Below are 17,210 nucleotides of genomic sequence, written 5' to 3' on the forward strand. Positions count from 1 at the left end.
TTTTTAAGAGAGGATTTTTAATATGAGTAGAAATTTGGAAGGATTACCGACCGTAGAAGTATTGGTCAATACATCTTTTGAAGAAACGCGCATTGCCATTTTGGAAGATGAACGCGTCAACGAACTGATTTGGGAACGCCGCGGTTCGCTTAACATTGTGGGTAATATCTACAAAGGTACCGTGGAAAATGTACTGCCCGGTATCTCCAGTGCGTTTTTGAATATCGGGTACGAAAAAAATGCGTATCTGTACATTTCCGATGTGCTCGGCGGAGACAAAAAGAACATCGATAAAGTACTCCACAAAGGCCAGGAAGTAATGGTGCAAGTGGTAAAAGATGCCATCAGCACCAAAGGCATGAAGGTAACCATGGATGTTACCCTTCCCGGCCGCTACTTAGTGTTAACGCCGCATCAAAGTTTTGTGGGCGTATCTAAAAACATTGAAGATTCGGATGCCCGCCACAAACTGAACGATATTATGCAAGAACTTGCCGCCAAACACTTAAACGGCATGGGTTGTATCGTCCGTACGGAAGCCGAAGAAGCCAGTAAAGAAGAGTTGGAACGCGAAGTCAAATACTTATATCGCCAATGGCAATCTATCGTCAAAAAATTTGAAACTTCCCGCTCTCCGCGCTTACTGCACGAAGATATGGACGCCGTACTCCAAGTGGCGCGCGATGTGCTTTCCGAAAACGCTAAAGTGTATATGCTTGATAACAAAAAAGACTACGAACGGGTACTCGATTTTGTGGAAAAGAACTCTCCCGATTTGGCTGACCGCGTGAAACTTTATAAAGGCAAAACACCGATTTTTGAAGCCTATAACATCGAGCCGGAAATTGACAACCTGCGCAAAACCAAACTTCCTTTGCCCAATGGCGGAAGTATCATTATCCAGGAAGCTGAATCTCTTTGTGCTATCGATGTAAACACCGGTAAATTTACGGGTAACAAATCGCAGGAAGAAACCGTTACCCAAACCAATATCGAAGCCGCGCAGGAAATTGCTCACCAACTTCGCTTGCGTAATATCGGCGGCATCATTGTAATTGATTTTATCGATATGCGCAAAGCCTCCAGCCGCCACCGCGTGGTGGAGGCCTTGGCCAAAGCCGTTCAGGGAGACCGCGCCAAAATTCGTATCTTGCCGATTACCCGCTTGGGCCTTGTGGAAATGACGCGCGAACGCAAACGCGCCAGCACGGGCAGTTTTATCAGCGAAGAATGTCCCCAATGCCACGGTTCGGGCCGTGTGCTTTCCGCGGAAAGTATGCGCATTAAAATTCAACGCGAAATTTACGATTTAACCAACGGCCGTCCCGGCGGTAATTTGCGCGTGGTGTTACACCCTGTGTTAGCCGAAGCCATCAAACAACGCCAACACGATATCGAACAAAATATCCACCGCACACTTAAAATTCAGGCCGATCCGCAACTGGCTTGGGAAGATTATAAAATCGTATTGGAATAATAAACGGGGCCCGGCCAACTACCGGGCCCGGCTTTATGATTTATGAAAAGAGTTTTTAGTTATATTTTATCTCTGCTGCTTTGTTTGTTTTCCGGTGCCGTTTATGCGCAGGACGAAGTGTCGTTTACCGTTGCCGGGCGCGATAAAGGCTCCGTGGAAGCCATGGAAGCAAACGGGGTAATGTATGTGGATTTGCAAAAAACCGCTCGCAAGTTGGGAGCGGAAGTAGAACTTTTTGCCCAATCTAAGCAGGCTAAAGTAACGGGGAAGGGCTTTTATGCCATTTTAACGGCTTCTTTGAAGGAAATTATCGTTAATGCCCGCCCAAAAACGCTCAAAGCACCTATTATCATCAACGGAAGCAAAATGATGGCTCCGGTGGAATTTTTTCTGTTGCCGTCTTTTCAAAAAGCGATAGGGAAAGAGATTTCTTATCACAAAAAAACTTTTACGGTGGAACGCCCGTATGACCTGCAACGCACGGAAAATAAACTAAGTAAGCAGGATAGTTTGATTGTTTTTGATAAGCAGAAAAAATTGACTTGGACGACTTCCCAACCCAACAAACATACCGTACTTGTTACCTTCCCGGGGGCAACCGTTAAGCGGGACGAATTTTTCCGCTTGAAAACAGACTTTATTTCGTCTGCCGATATCCGCCAATCGAGCGACAATGCGGTGTTAAAAGTAATTTTAGGTAAAGATGCAAACGATTGGAGTTTTACCGAACAACAAGGGAAATTGGTGTTTCGGGCCGGGGCCAAAAAGGCCGACCCGGTGCTTACTCCCGAAAAACCGACCGTTCTAACGCCGGAACCTGCACAAGAACCCGCGCCGAAGGCTCCCTTTGTTCAAGGCCCCAGCGAAGTTGCGCCCAAACCTTCCGTATTGACGGAAGATGACGGGTTTGTAGAAATGTTTGCTGAGGAAAAGCCCGCCCCTGTGATGTCCCCCGCGCCAAATACGGACGACAAAAACAATCAACCTGCCAAAACCGCGCCCGTTATCAAAACGGAACCGCACCCGTTAGCCATAAAACCGGCGCACAAAAAAATGCGTATTATGGTGGATCCCGGTCATGGCGGTAAAGACCCCGGCGCTGTGCGTAGCCGCTACCGCGAAAAAAATTGGAATTTAGATGTTTCCAAAGAACTCGTCCGCTTGCTTAAAAAAGGCGGTTTTGAAGTAAAAATGACGCGCGAAGATGATACTTTTATTTCCCTTTCCGGGCGTTCTAAAGCCTCCAATACTTTTAAGGCGGATTTATTTGTATCCATTCACACCAATGCGTCTAAAAACCGCCGTGCGCATGGGTTCCAGGTTTATTTCCGTTCTGAAAAAGCCACCGACGAAGAAGCCGAAGAAGTTGCTGCCTTGGAAAACGAAGCCATGCAGTACGAAGAAGTGCACTATAATTTTGTAGATGCGCTGTTGCAATCTTTGGCCAAAAACGAATACATTAACGAAAGTTCCAAAGTGGCGGGCTATGTGCGTAATGCCGTTTACAAACAACCCGGCATCGGCATTGCCGTCAACCAAAACAGCAGTGTCCGTCAGGCCAACTTTTATGTGTTAAAAGGGGTACAAAGCCCGGCGGTACTGGTGGAAATGGGCTACATCAGCAGCACCAAGGACCGCGCTCGCCTGTCCAACTCTACCGTGCGCAAACGCATGGCGCAAGGTATTTATAACGGTATTTACAATTACGCCAAAAAAGAAGGTTGGATAAAATAACAGTTTACTACGAAAAAACCCTCGGTATTACCGAGGGCTTTTTTATAGTTTGTACATGGTTTGGCCCATTTTACTAAATCCATTTGAGGGATGTAGTCCTAACATTTTTTTACAGAAACTTCTTGTAACACGGGAGCCTTCGGCAGAATAGAGTTAGACCGTACTTATATGGGAGGAGTAGAGCGCGGGGAGCGAAATTTGGCTCTTTTGAATATCCGCAAAATTGCACAAGGGCTTGGCATTAGCGTAAGCGAATTATTTTCTTTTTCCGAAGGACTAAAATAGTAAAATAATTGCATGAAGGCATTACTGAACCTTTTTATTTCGTTTGCCAAAATCGGCCTGTTTACCTTGGGGGGAGGGTATGCTATGCTTCCCCTGATGGAGCAGGAACTGGTGGATAAACAACACCTGTTTGAGCGGAAAGATTTTTTGGATATGGTAGCCGTTGCCCAAGCGGCTCCCGGGGTAATGGCTGTTAACTTATCTATTCTCGCAGGGCATAAAACCAAGGGTTTTTGGGGTGCTTTTTTTGCAGCACTCGGGGCGGCCTTTCCTTCTTTTGTCATTATTCTTTTGATTGCGGTTTTCTTTCGCAAATTTGCCGAAAACACATATGTTCAACGCGTATTTATGGGCCTTCGTCCTGCGGTGGTGGCCCTGATTGCCGTGCCTGTTTTTAACTTAGCCAAAACTGCCGGCGTAAATTGCAAAACGGTTTGGGCTTGTGTGGCCTGTGCATTAGCCGTTTGGCTGATGAAAATTTCTCCCGTTTACATTGTTCTGGTCATGGGCCTCGGCGGATATTTATTTACCCGCAAACAGGAGGTTAAATGATTTACCTGAAATTATTTTTAACCTTCTTCAAAATCGGTCTCTTTAACTTTGGCGGCGGATATGCCATGATTTCTTTTATCCAAAACGAAGTGGTTTATAAACAGGCCTGGCTGTCTACGGCGGAGTTTACCGATGTAGTGGCTATCAGCCAAGTAACGCCCGGCCCGGTGGGTATTAACATGGCTACTTATACGGGCTATATGGCCGCCGGAGATGCGTGGGGGGCCCTGGTAGCCACCTTGGCGGTTTGCCTGCCTTCGTTTGTACTCATGATTTTAGCCAGCCGTTACTTTTTGAAATACCAACACACCCGCACGGTGAAATCTGTTTTTAAGGGCCTTCGCTTGGGAGTAGTGGGGCTGATTGCGGCGGCGGCCTTATCCCTTTGCAATGCGGAAAACTTTGTGGACTATAAAAGCGTACTTTTATTTTTAGGTGCGTTTTTGGCGGTGTGGAAATGCAAAAAAGGGCCGATAGCAGTGCTGGCGGTCAGCGCGGTGTTGGGCATTTTGTTCTATTAAAAGATAAATAAAAATGCGTTAGTTGTTTTGTAATAACTCCGTTTTTACGACGGGGTTATTTTTTTGAAAAAATAATTGTTAGTCTTGCCTAACTTTTGTATAATATAATTATCAAAACGAAAAAGAGGGAATAAAATGAAAAGAAGATCAGTTGTTTTAGTTGCTTGTATGTTGTTTGCGGGAGGGGTTTATGCACAGGAAAATTCGCAACGCCAATATTTGGCAAACGCTCTTGTGCGTGCCAGTAAAAAGGCCCAGCAAAATAAATATGCTCAGGTAAATTTATCGTTTGAGTGGGAAAAGAAAATATGGTTGAGTGATATGGTACATCGCCGTCGGCCCGGGTTTCGCGATGTAGTACTGCAAGTGGAAAAAGATTCCAAACGTTGCGTGGGGGTATTATTGGCCGGGCAACAACGGGTGGTTACGGCGGCTTCCTGCGCGCAGGGGAAAAAGGGGTTTGAATTAAAAGAAATTTCCTTGGGGTTTGCTAACGGCAAGAAGGGCAATATATCGGCCGACTTCGTGCAAATTAAACAAGGAGTGGCACATGTGACGGTCTCGCGAGAATTGACCGAAGGGATAGAAGGGGCCGCCTTTGAACAGGTACCGCAAGGTCACTCGTTACGGGAATATTTCGGTTCTTCCGTTTTGACAGAACTTTCGCAATTTTTTATTTCCAAAGGGGTTCTTTCCCCAAAGGCCCGAGGTTTTAATCGCGAACGCTTAACACTCAAACAAGGGGAACCTTTTTTCTATCGCGGGAAAGTGGTGGCATTGGTAAACTCGGTTCCTACGCGGTTGCCTATTGCTTTTCCGGGCAGGATTTCGGAAGAGAATTTAGTGATTCTTAGATCGTAAGAAACAAAAAACGCTGCCCGTTTTACAGCCATGAAACGGGAAGTCTCCTATACAATCCCTGTCGGGTTTTGGTCCCGACAGGGGTTTTGTTTGTTAAATTTTATAACCCGCCAACCCTTAGGAACAACTTATTTTTTGTGCCGTTTGGTCCCGCCATTACCCGGTTTATGAGTACGCTGGGCACTATTATTGTTTCTTTTTCTGGTGGCAGAAAAAGAAAGAGTTGTTTTTTAATTGAAGAAAAAAGAGCAACATTTCTAAAACAGTGTGGCTACCCTCGTCGAAAGAGGGCGGAAAAAGAAGCATTTCTCGCCCAAGGCTTGACCCGTTTTTTTTTTTTCTTACAATGTACCTAATCGGCAGACAGGAAGGATTGTAGTGTTGTTTGTTTGCCGAAAACCAGTTTATAAGAGGTTTTGTATGGAAAAGGGTTTTACTTTGATAGAACTTTTGGTTGTAGTGTTAATCATTGGTATATTGTCTGCGGTGGCGATGCCTCAATACGAAAAAGCGGTTTGGAAATCGCGTACATCTCAACTTTACACCTCTGTTCGCTCTTTAGCCACAGCGCAGGAATCTTATTTTATGGCCAATGGTACTTATGCTACTGACTTTGCCAGTTTGGATATTGGTTTTGACGGATTACAAGCAAGTGGTAGTAGTTCTTTCGGTACATCTACTTCCAGTAACGATTCTGTTCGCTATAATGATCATTTTGAGATGAGCGTTAATAAAAGTTCTGAATTTACTATTTCTCTTGCTTTATTCAAAAAAGGTTCTTACAAGGGAGGAGGAATTGGATTTCCTCATGAAACCACAACCAGTGGCATCAAAAATCGTGAATTTTATTGCATAGAATTAACTTCATATCTGACGGCCGGTGATTTTTGCAAAAAAGTAATGGGGCTTACCGGCACTCCTGTTACTGCATATGCTGCAAGATATTACCTCATAAATTAGTGTGTTCAAATACTTAATAAAAACCCCGCTTGTTGCGGGGTTTTTGTTTAGTTGGCAGATTCGTTAGCGGGAGTTTTCTTTTTCTTGTGTTTCTGCAGGTTGTTCTTCTTCCGTCGGTTCTTCTTTGTATGTCAGTTCTACATCAGCAAAAATAGAACCTTTATTTTCGTTTAACCAACGGCGGTGCAATTTATAATCGGGGCAGAATTGACCCACCAGTTCCCAATACTCTTGCCCGTGGTTCATATGCACCAAGTGGCATAGTTCGTGTACCATCAGGTAATCTTGCACGGCAAGTGGCATTTTAACAATGCGGTAAGAATAGTTGATATTCTTTTTGCCGGAACAACTGGCCCAGCAGGTGCGTTGGTCTTTTACCACAATGTTGTTAAATTCCACGCCGATTTTTTCCGCCCACTCTTTCGTTTTATTTTTTAAGGTTTCGTTGGCTTTGTTTTTCAGCCAATCGGTTACCAAGTCGGCGGGGTTGTCGGCCTTGGAGGCTAAATAAATATGGAAAACAGTTCCGTCAAATGCCACGCCGGGTTCTTGGTCGGGGGTGAGGTACATGCGGGCTTCGCACAAATTGCCGTTATAAAGCACTTTGTTTTCGCCAGAGGGGAGAGTGTTTTCTCCCGCGGCCTCGTCCGCCTTGCCAAACACTTCCGGCAGGTCTTTTTTCAACCGTTCAATAAATAGTTTTACATCACTTACAATGCTTTGTGTATCTGCCATAATTTTATTATATCAATTTATCCCTTTTTGCCTGATAAAAATAGCGGTTTTATTCTCCATTATTTTATACAATAAACATATACTTTTGGAGGCATAAATGACGAGCCACGAACTGAAAAAAACGCCCCTTGCTTCGCATTGCGAACAGGCAGGCGGAAGAATGGTAGATTTTCACGGGTGGTTGATGCCGGTGCAATTTGCCGGAATCATCGCCGAACATAAAGCCGTGCGCGAAGGGGTGGGAATGTTTGATGTATCCCACATGGGGCAGATTTTCGTAGAAGGAAAAGATGCCTGGGTCTTCTTGCAACATATCAATTGCAATAACATTAAAAACGCGCCCGCGGCCGGCACTTATTCCCATATCTTAACGGAAAAAGGCACCATTATTGATGATGCCATTTCGTTTTGTTTAACCCCCGAAAAATTTTTGGTTATCGTCAATGCTGCTTGCATCGAAGAAGATTTTGCCTGGTTTGAAAAACAAACCTCAGGATTTGAGGTAACCGTTCGCAACGAAAGCCCGCTGTGGGGTATGATTGCCGTTCAGGGGCCGCTTGCGCTTGAAAAAGTTTCCGCGCTTATAGAAGGCGTGCAGGAATTGCCGCGCTTTCATATTCGGGAAATGGAACTCTTCGGCGCAAAAGGTTATGTAACTCGCACCGGATACACCGGCGAAGACGGCGTGGAAATTATGCTTCCGGCCGAAAAAATCGGCGAGTTGTGGAACGCTCTTTTAGCGGCGGGTATTACGCCTTGCGGTTTGGGCGCGCGCGATGTGTTGCGCTTGGAAGCAGGGTATCTGCTTAACGGCGCCGATGCCGACCAAACCCGCACCCCCTACGAAGCCAATTGCGGTTGGGTGGTAAAATTGGCGAAAGACAATTTTGTAGGAAAAGAAGCCCTTGCTTTGCAAAAAGAACAGGGCCTTAAAGAAAAATTGACCGCGTTTGTACTCAAAACGCCGGGCGTGCCGCGTGCAGGATGTAAAGTGTATGTGGGCACGGAAGAAAAAGGGGTGCTGACAAGCGGCACCTATTCCCCGTTATTTAAGGGAATTGCCGTCGGGTATTTAACTACCGATGTGGCGCTTGGCAGCGAAGTGGAAATTGAAATCCACGGAAAACGGGCGAAGGCCGAAGTGGTCAAAACGCCTTTTTATAAAAACCGAGTTTAATTGTAAGGAGAACATTATGTATACCGAAGAAAATTGCCGTTTTTTGAAAACCCATGAATGGGCTCATGTAGAAGGCGAAATCGCCACTGTGGGTATCAGCAACCACGCACAAGAAGAAATCAGCGATATTGTGTTTGTGGAACTTCCCAAAGTGGGCGCCACGGTAACCGCCGGTCAAAACTGCTGTGTAATCGAATCCGTTAAATCCGCTTCCGAAATCTATGCTCCCGTCAGCGGGGAAATTGTGGAAGTAAACGAAGCCCTTAACGGGGATCCGGCCTTGGTAAACCGCGAACCGCACGCCGGCGGGTGGCTTTTTAAGATTAAAATGACCACTCCCGCCGAGTACGAAAACTTGCTCGATTGCGCCGCTTATAAAGCCACTATCCAAAAGTAGTTTTATGTGCTTACCCCCGCTTGCGGGCGGGGGTTTTTTCTTTACAGAGGTTTTATGTTTACGCCCAATACTCCCAAAGATCAAGAAGAAATGCTGGCTAAAATCGGTGTTTCTTCCGTCAAAGATTTGCTTAAACAAATTCCGCAGGAACTACTCTATCCGGCTTTAGATTTGCCCAAAGCCCTTACGGAGCAAGAGTTGTCTGCCCATATGCAGGCCTTAGCCGCCAAAAACCGTCCGCTTAAAAACTTTATCGGAGCAGGTATTTACGAACATTTTATTCCGTCAGCCGTTGGGGCTCTTTCTTCCCGCGGAGAATTTTTAACCGCTTACACGCCCTATCAAGCCGAAGCCAGCCAAGGCACTTTGCAAACCATTTACGAATTTCAAAGTTGTATTTGCGCGCTTATGGAAATGGATGTGGCTACCGCCTCGCATTACGACGGGGCAACCGCCTTGGCTGAAGCCGTTTGCGCGTGTCTGCGTGTAAACGGACGCAAGGAAGTGTTAATTCCCGCCGCGCTTCACCCGCATTACAAAGAGGTGCTAAAAACTTATTTGCGCTATTTTGAAGAAGTGGTATTAAACGAAGTCCCCTTTGACGAAAAAGGAACATTGGCCCTTAATTCTTTGAAGGAAAAACTGTCCTCGGGTGTTTCTTGCTTTGTGCTTTCTCAACCCAACTTTTTGGGTGCCTTGGAAGAGGCCGACACTGTTTCTGCCCTCGTGCATGAAGCCGGTGCTTTGTTGGTGGCTCTTGTCAACCCGCTTTCGCTCGGGGTGCTTAAAGCCCCCGGAGCCTATCAAGCCGATTTTGCCGTAGCAGAAGGGCAACCCTTGGGTAACCCGATGAATTTCGGCGGGCCGGGCCTGGGTATCATGGCCGCCAAAAAGGCTTATATGCGCCAACTCCCGGGTCGTATTGTGGGAATTGCGCAGGATAAAAATGGCGAACGGGCTTTTGTGCTTACCCTGCAGGCACGCGAGCAACATATCCGCCGCGAAAAAGCCGCCTCCAACATTTGTTCCAATGAGGCGTTGTGTGCACTCAACGCAGTTATTTATTTAACGCTATTGGGCCCCAAAGGCTTAAAGGAAGTGGACGAACTGAATTTGGAACGCTCCCACCGTTTGGCGGAATTGATTTCTCAAGTTCCCGGATATCAAATAAAATTTTCCGCACCGTTCTTTAATGAGTTTGTGGTTAACTGCCCCAAACCCGCTTGCGAAGTAGTGGAAAAAATGGCCGCAAAAGGAATCGGCGCGGGATATGCGCTCGGTAAAGACTTCCCCGGTATGGAAAATTGCCTGCTCGTGTGCGCCACGGAAATGCGCACGGAAGAAGACTTAAAAGCCTATGCCGATGCTTTGGGAGGAATTTAATATGGAAAAAATCTTAAAACATAACGAACTTTCCATTGAAAAATCCCGCTCGGGCCGCCGCGGAGTGCGCTTTGAAAAAGCACAAAAAGAGGCCTCCGGTTACTTGCCCTCAAACCTGTTACGCACCCAAGAACCGCGTTTGCCGGAAATGAGCGAGTTTGATACTGTCCGCCATTTTACGCGTCTTTCTCAATTAAACTACTCGCTGGATTCCCAATTTTATCCTTTGGGTTCTTGTACCATGAAGTACAACCCCAAAGCGTACGATTCTTTAAGCGTATTGCCTGCTTTTGCCGCCGCACACCCATTTGCCCCGGCCCAAGCGGTGCAAGGATCTTTGGAAGCCTTGTACAATTTGCAGGAACTGCTCAAAACGGTAACCGGCCTGTCGGCTTTTACTTTACAGCCTGCGGCCGGAGCCCATGGAGAACTGACCGGCATTTTGACTATTCGCGCTTACCATGATGCCCGCAAAGATTTTGCCCGCACGGAAGTAATTGTGCCGGATACCGCTCACGGAACCAACCCTGCTACAGCCAATATGGCTGGATATACGGTGGTTAATATCAAATCTGCTGCCGACGGTTGCGTGGACAAAGAGGCCCTGCGCGCGGCTTTGAGCGAAAAAACTGCCGCCGTGATGTTAACCGTACCGAACACGGTGGGCCTTTTTGAAAAAGATATTCGCGAGATTGCCGATATGGTGCATAAAGCGGGGGCTTTGTTCTATATGGACGGGGCTAACTTCAACGCGCTTATCGGGATAGCCAAACCGGCTGATTTCGGGGTAGATGTCATGCACTTAAATTTACACAAAACCTTTGCCGCACCACACGGCGGCGGTGGCCCCGGTTCCGGCCCGGTGGGAGCGGCGGCACATGTAGCGCCTTACCTGCCTAAACCTTTTGTGGTAAAGAAAGACGGACTTTATTCCTTGGAAGATGACCGGGCGGAAAGTGCCGGCAGAATGAAGGCTTTTTACGGAAATGCCGCTATTTGTTTGCGCGGGTATTGCTATTTGCGTCAGTTCGACGGCAATACTTTGCGCACCGTTGCGGAAAATGCCGTCTTAAATGCCAACTATGTGCGCGAAAGTTTGAAAGGAAAATTCAATGCCTTTTTTGATGCGGTTTGTATGCACGAGTGTGTATTGAGTATTGTTCCCTCTCAAATGAACGGGATTCATACCTCCGATATTGCCAAACGCCTGTTGGATTACGGTTTCTATGCGCCCACTATTTATTTCCCGCTGATTGTTCCCGAAGCCATGATGATTGAGCCGACGGAAACGGAAAGCAAAGAAATGTTGGACGCTTTTGTGGCGGTAATGGAAAAAATTTATAACGAAATTCAAACCGAACCGCAAACCGTGCATGATGCCCCGCACACTCAATGCGTGTGTAGGATAGACGAAGTCTCTGCCGCGCGCAACCCGAACCTGAAATGGTAAGGTAGCCCGGCAAAAGTTTACTTTACGGCCTCCGTTTTTATTTTAGGCGGAGGCCGTTTGGAAATAAAATGAATTTATTGGTTTCAACCCCTGCCCTTGATGTATATGAGCAAATGGCATTTGACGAACAAACCGTTCGCCTCCGTCCGCAAGAGATAACCCTTCGCTTTTACCGTTGGACGGACGGCTCGGCGGTTACTTTCGGTTATGCTCAGTTTCTGCGCGAAGTGGAAAAGGGGGTGGTCGCGGAAGGGTTTTTCGGCCCTAAAGCCCGCAGACCTACGGGCGGCGGCCTGGTGTTTCACAGGGACGACTTAACTTTTTCGTTGGTTTTCCCTTCGCAAGAACGCCCGACGGATATTTATAAAAAGTTACATGGTTTTATTTTGCGTTCATTGGCCGAAGGCGGGCAGAAAAGCCGCGTTTTTGATACTGCTTTGCCTGCTTCCGCTTATACTCCCAGCGTGAATAATCAGGCCAGCGCGTGTTTTGTGCGCCCCGTGGAAAACGATTTGCTTGCCGAAGACGGACATAAGATCTTGGGAGGAGCTATTCGCCGATTTGGCCAAACTGTGTTGTATCAAGGTTCGCTACAATTGTCCGGCGCACGGGAAAATGCCGTCTATAAAAACGCATTGATTCGCGCCGTACGCACTTTTTTGGCTACCGATTTACGACCGGCCGCGGCCGATGCCGAATGGGTGGAGAAGGCGCGGGCGCTGGCAAAAAACCAATATCAAACCCTCGCTTGGACGGAGAAATTTTGATGGCTATTCTCAAAATGTTACTGGCTTTTGTGTTGTTGCCCACGGTTTTTTTTACCTTGGTGGAAACAGGCAGAATTTTGGTCGGGGTGTTGGGGCATTTTGCGGCGGCGGTCAGTTTTCTGCTCGGGGGATTGATTTACGCGGGTATTCATTACGGATACTATAATTTTTCGCGTATGTATGTGTTTATGCACGAGATGACCCACGCTTTAGCCGCTTTGTTATGCGGGTGCCGAATTAAGGATATTTCTATCGGGCAAAATAGCGGCTATGTAAAGATGGACCGATGCAACGCTTTTGTTGTGCTGGCCCCGTATTTTGTGCCGGGATATGTGCTTTTAACATTGTTTGTCTATATGATAGGGGACTTGTTTGTTGATTTAACCCCCTATCGGCAAATTTTTCTGTTTTTAGTCGGTTTTTTTACTTCTTTTCATTTTATCCAAACCTTCAAAACCCTTTTCGAAGCCGACCAGCCCGATTTGAAACTTGCGGGAGGAAAGATTTTCTCCGTCGTGATAATTTCTTTGGCGAATTTGGTTATTTTGGCACTTGTTTTGAAGGGGCTTTTCCCCGAGGCTGTTTCGTTGGGGGCCGGGGCAAAAAATGTGTTGAGGGGAACCCTCAATACCTGGCGAATTTTAGTAAACTATATAATAGAGCGTGTGATTAACGCAATGTAATATGGGCAAAAAACATAAAAATAAAAACAAAAAAAGAAGATTTTTAAGAGGTCTTCGTTGGTTTATCCGCACCTGTTTTGTGTGGTGTATGCGTTTGTTTTTATTTACGGCGATGTTACTGCTTCTTCTTTTTTCCGCCGTGTGGCTTTTATTTTTAAGAACTTTTAACGCCCAACATATCAGCGAAGTAATTACCGAAGAACTCCAAAAACGCTTAGACCGCCCGGTAGCCATTTCTTCTTTGGACTTAAAGTTTATAAATACCGTGGAATTGAAGGGGTTTTATGTATTGGATACCGAAGGTGCCCCCGGCCAAGCCTTGTTGGCGGCCGATTCGGTTACTTTGCGGTTCAAACTTCTTCCGCTTTTGGAACAAAAATTGGTTATTGACGAAGTTTCCCTTCATGCCCCGCGCTTTAGTGTCATCCGTTCCGTGGATGGTACATACAATATCCCGCAGATTAAGTTGACGGAGTCTTCGGCTGTTTACACCAGTGCGGGTAGCGGAAAAAAATTGACGGTTAGCGTAGAAGACTGGACGGTTAAAAACGGGGTGCTCAGTTTTAAGGATATAGGCACCGGGGTTACGCATGCGGTTTACGGGTTAGATTTGCATTTCGAAAAACTCCGCTTTGATGAACTTTCCCGCTTTACCATGGATATGGTGATGCGTACTAAATGGAAAGATAATATTTCCGATGTGGAAATTAAAGGTTCCGGGCATGTGAACTTCGCCGATTTCAAATGGAACGAATTTGCCCTTCGCAGTTTGCGCGCCCAAGTGTTTTTATTTCAAAAACCCGTTCATCTGTTGATTGATTTAGATAATCTGCGTACTCCTTATTTTAATGTGCGCGCAGAAGTGCCTGCCTTTGAAGAAAAAGATTTATCCCTTTTCAAAATAGGGGATACGGCTTTTTCTCTGCCGAAGTCTTCCATTACGGCTAAAGGGCAGTTGTCTAAAAATTACCATTACCTGAAACTTTCGCAAGCCACGGTTTCTGCTGCAGATGTAAAGGCGGAAGGAAACGGCTATTTCGATTTTACGCAAGCCCCGTACACGGCAGATTTATCCCTCTCCACCAACTATTTCAAATTAGCGGGGAAAAACAAATACTATGCTCCTATCGGGAAATATAAATTGACGGGGCAGGCTTCTCTTTCCGGGCAAGTGTTGCGCAAGGACGGCAAATTTTCGCTTCCGCTTTTTGTGGTAAATGCCAAAGAAGCCGCCGGAGCCTTCTATGGGTTCCCGGTAGAAAAAGCCACGGGGGAATTTCGCGCCAAGAATAATTTTACCGATTTGTACGCGTCTGTTTCTTCGGGGAAAGTGACGGTACATAAATCCGTTTTTGACAAACTGAAAATGAGCGGCAGTTGGCGCAAAGGGAATTTGTATGCGTATATTGCTTCCTGCGAACTGAACGATATTCCCTTAAAAATGAGTTTATCTGTTAATAACCTAAAAAGTTCCCGCCGCAAAATTCGCACGGCCATTTACCGCAAACATTTAGACCCGATGGCTTTTATTGGTACCGTGCAAGATTTTGTTACCGTTATTATGCCGCTTACCAAAGGGAAAGGAAAATTCAAAGCCCCCGTCAGCGGAGATTTGGCGTGGTTGCGCAATTTCCGTGATCGGTTGCCTAAATTTATGCCGAACTTTGCTGGCACTTTAACGGCGGATACTTTTTCCAGCCAAGTCCTCTCCGGAAACCGTTTTAATGCCGAGTTCGATTTTACGGGCCTTCGTGCGGGCATGAAGAATTTGTCTGGGCAAATAGAAGCGCGCTTGGAAGGCGGGGTGATTCACCAAATGGAAAAACTCGCCGAAGAACAACGCGCGTTAAATGTTACATTTCAACCGTTTATCATTATGCATCGCATGGAACGGGCCGGAAGTTTCAAAGTCGGGCAGGTGCTGAAAGATGTTCCGTTTACCGATATGGCGGCTTCTGCTCGCTTTGAAAACGGTAAAATGCAAATTAACAATGCCTATGTGGTAGGCCCCACGCTGTCGGCGGCGGTGAGCGGTTGGACAGACTGGGTGCACGAAAATTTTGATATTATTATATGGACGATGTTTACCAATACTTCGCGCTCGGGGGCTCTGGCTGAAAACCTGACCGACGAATCCGGCAACCCGGCTTTGGCGTTTCGGGTATCGTCTTCCATGTTAAAACCGAAACTGGAAATGTTGCGCGCCAAAAAGACAGGGGCTACTATTCAAGCCGCGGAAGAAAAAGGGTTGCAAACCAAATTTGAGACGGGACAAGAGTTTATTAAAGGAGAATACCATGCCAAAAAATAATTTGGACGTTTTATGCCTTTTGCAAGAACACGGAGCCATTTTGGAAGGGCATTTTGTGATGCCTTCCGGCTTTCATAGCCAAACTTATATTCAAACTTCTCTGCTGATGCAACATCCCAACTTAGCCCAGCGTATCGCGGGGGCATTGTCGGATAAATTTACTAAAAAAGCAGATGTAATTATGGCGTTGACTCCTTCGGACTCTGTCCTCGCGCAAGAAGTAGCCCGCGTGCGCGGCGTGCGTGCCATTTTTGCTTCTAAAGACGATAACGGACAAATGATTTTCAAACACAATTTCACCATTAAAGAAGGGGAAAATGTGTTAATTGTGGACGATGTGGCTGTTTCCGGCCGCAAAATTAACAAAGCGATTGAACTTGTGTCCTCTCACGGCGGAAATGTGCTGGGAGTGGGCGTGATTGTGGATCGTTCCATGGGATATTTGCCTTTAACGGTTCCGTTAAGAGCGTTGTTGTCGTACCCGATGCAAACTTTTACGGCGAAAGAGTGCCCTCTCTGCGCTGCCAAAATTCCGTTTACGGAAGTGGAAGAATTAAACAAGGGTAATTAAATAATAAAGGAAAAACCGTATGACAGAAATTAAACTAAAAATAAAAGAAGAAAGAAGAATACAAGCGGGGCATTGGTGGATTTTTTCCAACGAAATAGACGGCTTGGACACTTCCATTGAACCCGGTACTTTGGTGCGCGTGATGAGCCACGAAGGGAAACAAGTAGGCATCGGGCTTTTTAATCCGCACAGTTTAATTGCCGTACGGCTTTTGCTAAAAGGCGAAGGGGAATTGGCGGAAGATTTTGTGTTTGAAAATATTGACGACGCCTACACCCGCCGCAAGGAAATCGGTGTACGCAAATGCGGGCGTATGTGCTACGGCGAAGCCGACCATATGCCGGGCTTGGTTATCGACCGCTACAACGATGTGCTTGTTATTGATATTTTAACGGCCGGCATGGAAAAATTGAAACCCGAAATTACCAAAGCCGTGCAGAAAATCTTTAAGCCCAAAGGCATTTACTATAAAAACGACAGTTCCTTCCGTGCTTTGGAAGGCTTAACCAATACGCCGGAAATTATCGGCGAAGTGCCCGAAGAAGTGGAAATTGAAGAAAACGGCGTAAAATACTTGGTTCCTTTGCGCGGCGGACAAAAAACCGGTTTCTATTTCGACCAACGCGAAAACCGCGAATTTCTAAAACCGTATTTCAAAGACAAATTAGTGTTGGACTTATACTCTTACATCGGTTCTTTCGGTATCACGGCCGCTTTGGCGGGTGCCAACCAGGTGTGGGGGTGTGATTCTTCTGCCGCGGCTGTGGAATATGCCAAGAAAAATGCCGAACTCAACGGTGTAAGCGATACGGTTGTTTTCCACCGCGATGATGCCGAACGCCTGCTTTCCGCCATGAAAAAAGGTGCCCTGCCCGACGAACCCGATATGGTACTTTTGGATCCGCCCGCTTTTGTAAAAAGCCGCAAAGCGCTTCCTCAGGCGGTGGGGTTGTATGTAAAACTCGTTAAAATGGCCTTGGAAGGCTTAAAATCCGGCGGTTATTTGGTTTTCTCTACCTGTTCGCACCATGTGTCCCGCGAATTGTTTGTAGATATTATCCGCCAAGGGGTCAGCAAATCCGGGCGGGAAGCCGTGCTTGTGGAACTGCGCGGCCAAGCGAAAGATCACCCGGTGTTAATCGGTATGCCGGAAACGGAATACCTGCACTTCGCTTTGGTGCAAGTTAGATAGAGGAGGATAGAAGTAAACGCAGTTTTGCGTGAATAGAATTTAATCTGTTTTTGGAACCATATACAAGATATGGTGTATGCCGAGTAATCGGCACGCAAACAGGCCAAAAACAGTCGTCTTAGGCGCAAGATAAACGGACTAATTACCCGTTTGT

16 protein-coding genes and 1 pseudogene are annotated in these 17,210 nt (G+C 46.4%); 16 read left to right on the forward strand and 1 reads right to left on the reverse strand.

All coding sequences use genetic code 11. The annotated features are described in order from the left end of the window. The first annotated feature begins 22 nt into the window (after positions 1-22). The 7 genes and pseudogenes from E7027_01440 (at position 23) to E7027_01470 (ending at position 6,390) form a co-directional block, all read left to right on the forward strand. Entirely contained in the window at positions 23-1,477 is a 1,455-nt protein-coding gene (locus E7027_01440) for an Rne/Rng family ribonuclease (protein MBE6420800.1), read from the forward strand. 42 nt (positions 1,478-1,519) lie between these two features. Continuing rightward, complete coding sequence (locus E7027_01445) at positions 1,520-3,211, forward strand: hypothetical protein (GenBank protein MBE6420801.1); 1,692 nt, start codon at positions 1,520-1,522, stop codon at positions 3,209-3,211. Positions 3,212-3,361: 150 nt separating this feature from the next. Further along, positions 3,362-3,496 (forward strand): annotated as a pseudogene (locus E7027_01450) (XRE family transcriptional regulator). Positions 3,497-3,508: 12 nt separating this feature from the next. Beyond that, positions 3,509-4,048, forward strand: coding sequence for a chromate transporter (locus E7027_01455; protein ID MBE6420802.1), 540 nt, complete (start codon positions 3,509-3,511; stop codon positions 4,046-4,048). Next, positions 4,045-4,569 (forward strand): chromate transporter, encoded by a 525-nt coding sequence (locus E7027_01460; protein ID MBE6420803.1) that lies wholly within the window; start codon positions 4,045-4,047, stop codon positions 4,567-4,569. The genes E7027_01455 and E7027_01460 overlap by 4 nt, the downstream gene beginning before the upstream one ends. A gap of 135 nt (positions 4,570-4,704) precedes the next feature. Beyond that, positions 4,705-5,430, forward strand: a complete 726-nt coding sequence (locus E7027_01465; GenBank protein MBE6420804.1) for a hypothetical protein — start codon at positions 4,705-4,707, stop codon at positions 5,428-5,430. 420 nt (positions 5,431-5,850) lie between these two features. Beyond that, positions 5,851-6,390, forward strand: a complete 540-nt coding sequence (locus tag E7027_01470) for a prepilin-type N-terminal cleavage/methylation domain-containing protein (GenBank protein ID MBE6420805.1) — start codon at positions 5,851-5,853, stop codon at positions 6,388-6,390. Positions 6,391-6,453: 63 nt separating this feature from the next. Here the strand turns inward: E7027_01470 and E7027_01475 are convergent, their stop codons facing one another. Next, complete coding sequence (locus tag E7027_01475) at positions 6,454-7,125, reverse strand: M48 family metallopeptidase (protein ID MBE6420806.1); 672 nt, start codon at positions 7,123-7,125, stop codon at positions 6,454-6,456. A 97-nt stretch (positions 7,126-7,222) separates the two neighbouring features. Here E7027_01475 and gcvT point away from each other — a divergent pair, with 97 nt between their 5' ends. The 9 genes from gcvT to E7027_01520 all read left to right on the forward strand — a co-directional run bounded on the left by gcvT (position 7,223) and on the right by E7027_01520 (position 17,056). Beyond that, on the forward strand, positions 7,223-8,302 hold the full coding sequence (gcvT, locus tag E7027_01480; protein ID MBE6420807.1) for a glycine cleavage system aminomethyltransferase GcvT: 1,080 nt from the start codon (positions 7,223-7,225) through the stop codon (positions 8,300-8,302). 16 nt (positions 8,303-8,318) lie between these two features. Then, positions 8,319-8,699 carry a glycine cleavage system protein GcvH gene (gcvH, locus tag E7027_01485; protein ID MBE6420808.1) on the forward strand — a complete coding sequence of 127 codons (381 nt, stop codon included), beginning with the start codon at positions 8,319-8,321 and terminating at the stop codon, positions 8,697-8,699. Positions 8,700-8,753: 54 nt separating this feature from the next. Then, positions 8,754-10,082: an aminomethyl-transferring glycine dehydrogenase subunit GcvPA gene (locus tag E7027_01490; GenBank protein ID MBE6420809.1), complete on the forward strand. Its 1,329-nt coding sequence runs from the start codon at positions 8,754-8,756 to the stop codon at positions 10,080-10,082. A 10-nt stretch (positions 10,083-10,092) separates the two neighbouring features. Further along, on the forward strand, positions 10,093-11,532 hold the full coding sequence (locus E7027_01495) for a glycine dehydrogenase subunit 2 (protein ID MBE6420810.1): 1,440 nt from the start codon (positions 10,093-10,095) through the stop codon (positions 11,530-11,532). A gap of 68 nt (positions 11,533-11,600) precedes the next feature. Then, positions 11,601-12,299: a hypothetical protein gene (locus E7027_01500; GenBank protein MBE6420811.1), complete on the forward strand. Its 699-nt coding sequence runs from the start codon at positions 11,601-11,603 to the stop codon at positions 12,297-12,299. Then, positions 12,230-12,982 (forward strand): hypothetical protein, encoded by a 753-nt coding sequence (locus tag E7027_01505; protein MBE6420812.1) that lies wholly within the window; start codon positions 12,230-12,232, stop codon positions 12,980-12,982. The genes E7027_01500 and E7027_01505 overlap by 70 nt, the downstream gene beginning before the upstream one ends. Before the next feature lies 1 nt (position 12,983). After that, entirely contained in the window at positions 12,984-15,293 is a 2,310-nt protein-coding gene (locus tag E7027_01510) for an AsmA family protein (protein ID MBE6420813.1), read from the forward strand. Continuing rightward, a complete protein-coding gene (locus E7027_01515) occupies positions 15,280-15,864 on the forward strand; it encodes an orotate phosphoribosyltransferase (protein ID MBE6420814.1) in 585 nt (194 codons plus the stop codon). Before E7027_01510 ends, E7027_01515 begins: the two co-directional genes overlap by 14 nt. Positions 15,865-15,883: 19 nt before the next feature. Continuing rightward, a complete protein-coding gene (locus E7027_01520) occupies positions 15,884-17,056 on the forward strand; it encodes a class I SAM-dependent rRNA methyltransferase (GenBank protein MBE6420815.1) in 1,173 nt (390 codons plus the stop codon). Positions 17,057-17,210: the final 154 nt, after the last annotated feature.

Source organism: Elusimicrobium sp., from assembly GCA_015062115.1.
Lineage (GTDB): Bacteria > Elusimicrobiota > Elusimicrobia > Elusimicrobiales > Elusimicrobiaceae > Avelusimicrobium.

What these genes read in the sequence shown, in the direction of transcription:
- E7027_01440 (MBE6420800.1), top strand. Translation starts at nt 23, where the DNA reads ATGAGTAGAAATTTGGAAGGATTACCGACCGTAGAAGTATTGGTCAAT.
- E7027_01445 (MBE6420801.1), top strand. Translation starts at nt 1,520, where the DNA reads ATGAAAAGAGTTTTTAGTTATATTTTATCTCTGCTGCTTTGTTTGTTT.
- E7027_01455 (MBE6420802.1), top strand. Translation starts at nt 3,509, where the DNA reads ATGAAGGCATTACTGAACCTTTTTATTTCGTTTGCCAAAATCGGCCTG.
- E7027_01460 (MBE6420803.1), top strand. Translation starts at nt 4,045, where the DNA reads ATGATTTACCTGAAATTATTTTTAACCTTCTTCAAAATCGGTCTCTTT.
- E7027_01465 (MBE6420804.1), top strand. Translation starts at nt 4,705, where the DNA reads ATGAAAAGAAGATCAGTTGTTTTAGTTGCTTGTATGTTGTTTGCGGGA.
- E7027_01470 (MBE6420805.1), top strand. Translation starts at nt 5,851, where the DNA reads ATGGAAAAGGGTTTTACTTTGATAGAACTTTTGGTTGTAGTGTTAATC.
- E7027_01475 (MBE6420806.1), bottom strand. Translation starts at nt 7,125, where the DNA reads ATGGCAGATACACAAAGCATTGTAAGTGATGTAAAACTATTTATTGAA.
- gcvT (MBE6420807.1), top strand. Translation starts at nt 7,223, where the DNA reads ATGACGAGCCACGAACTGAAAAAAACGCCCCTTGCTTCGCATTGCGAA.
- gcvH (MBE6420808.1), top strand. Translation starts at nt 8,319, where the DNA reads ATGTATACCGAAGAAAATTGCCGTTTTTTGAAAACCCATGAATGGGCT.
- E7027_01490 (MBE6420809.1), top strand. Translation starts at nt 8,754, where the DNA reads ATGTTTACGCCCAATACTCCCAAAGATCAAGAAGAAATGCTGGCTAAA.
- E7027_01500 (MBE6420811.1), top strand. Translation starts at nt 11,601, where the DNA reads ATGAATTTATTGGTTTCAACCCCTGCCCTTGATGTATATGAGCAAATG.
- E7027_01505 (MBE6420812.1), top strand. Translation starts at nt 12,230, where the DNA reads ATGGGTGGAGAAGGCGCGGGCGCTGGCAAAAAACCAATATCAAACCCT.
- E7027_01510 (MBE6420813.1), top strand. Translation starts at nt 12,984, where the DNA reads ATGGGCAAAAAACATAAAAATAAAAACAAAAAAAGAAGATTTTTAAGA.
- E7027_01515 (MBE6420814.1), top strand. Translation starts at nt 15,280, where the DNA reads ATGCCAAAAAATAATTTGGACGTTTTATGCCTTTTGCAAGAACACGGA.
- E7027_01520 (MBE6420815.1), top strand. Translation starts at nt 15,884, where the DNA reads ATGACAGAAATTAAACTAAAAATAAAAGAAGAAAGAAGAATACAAGCG.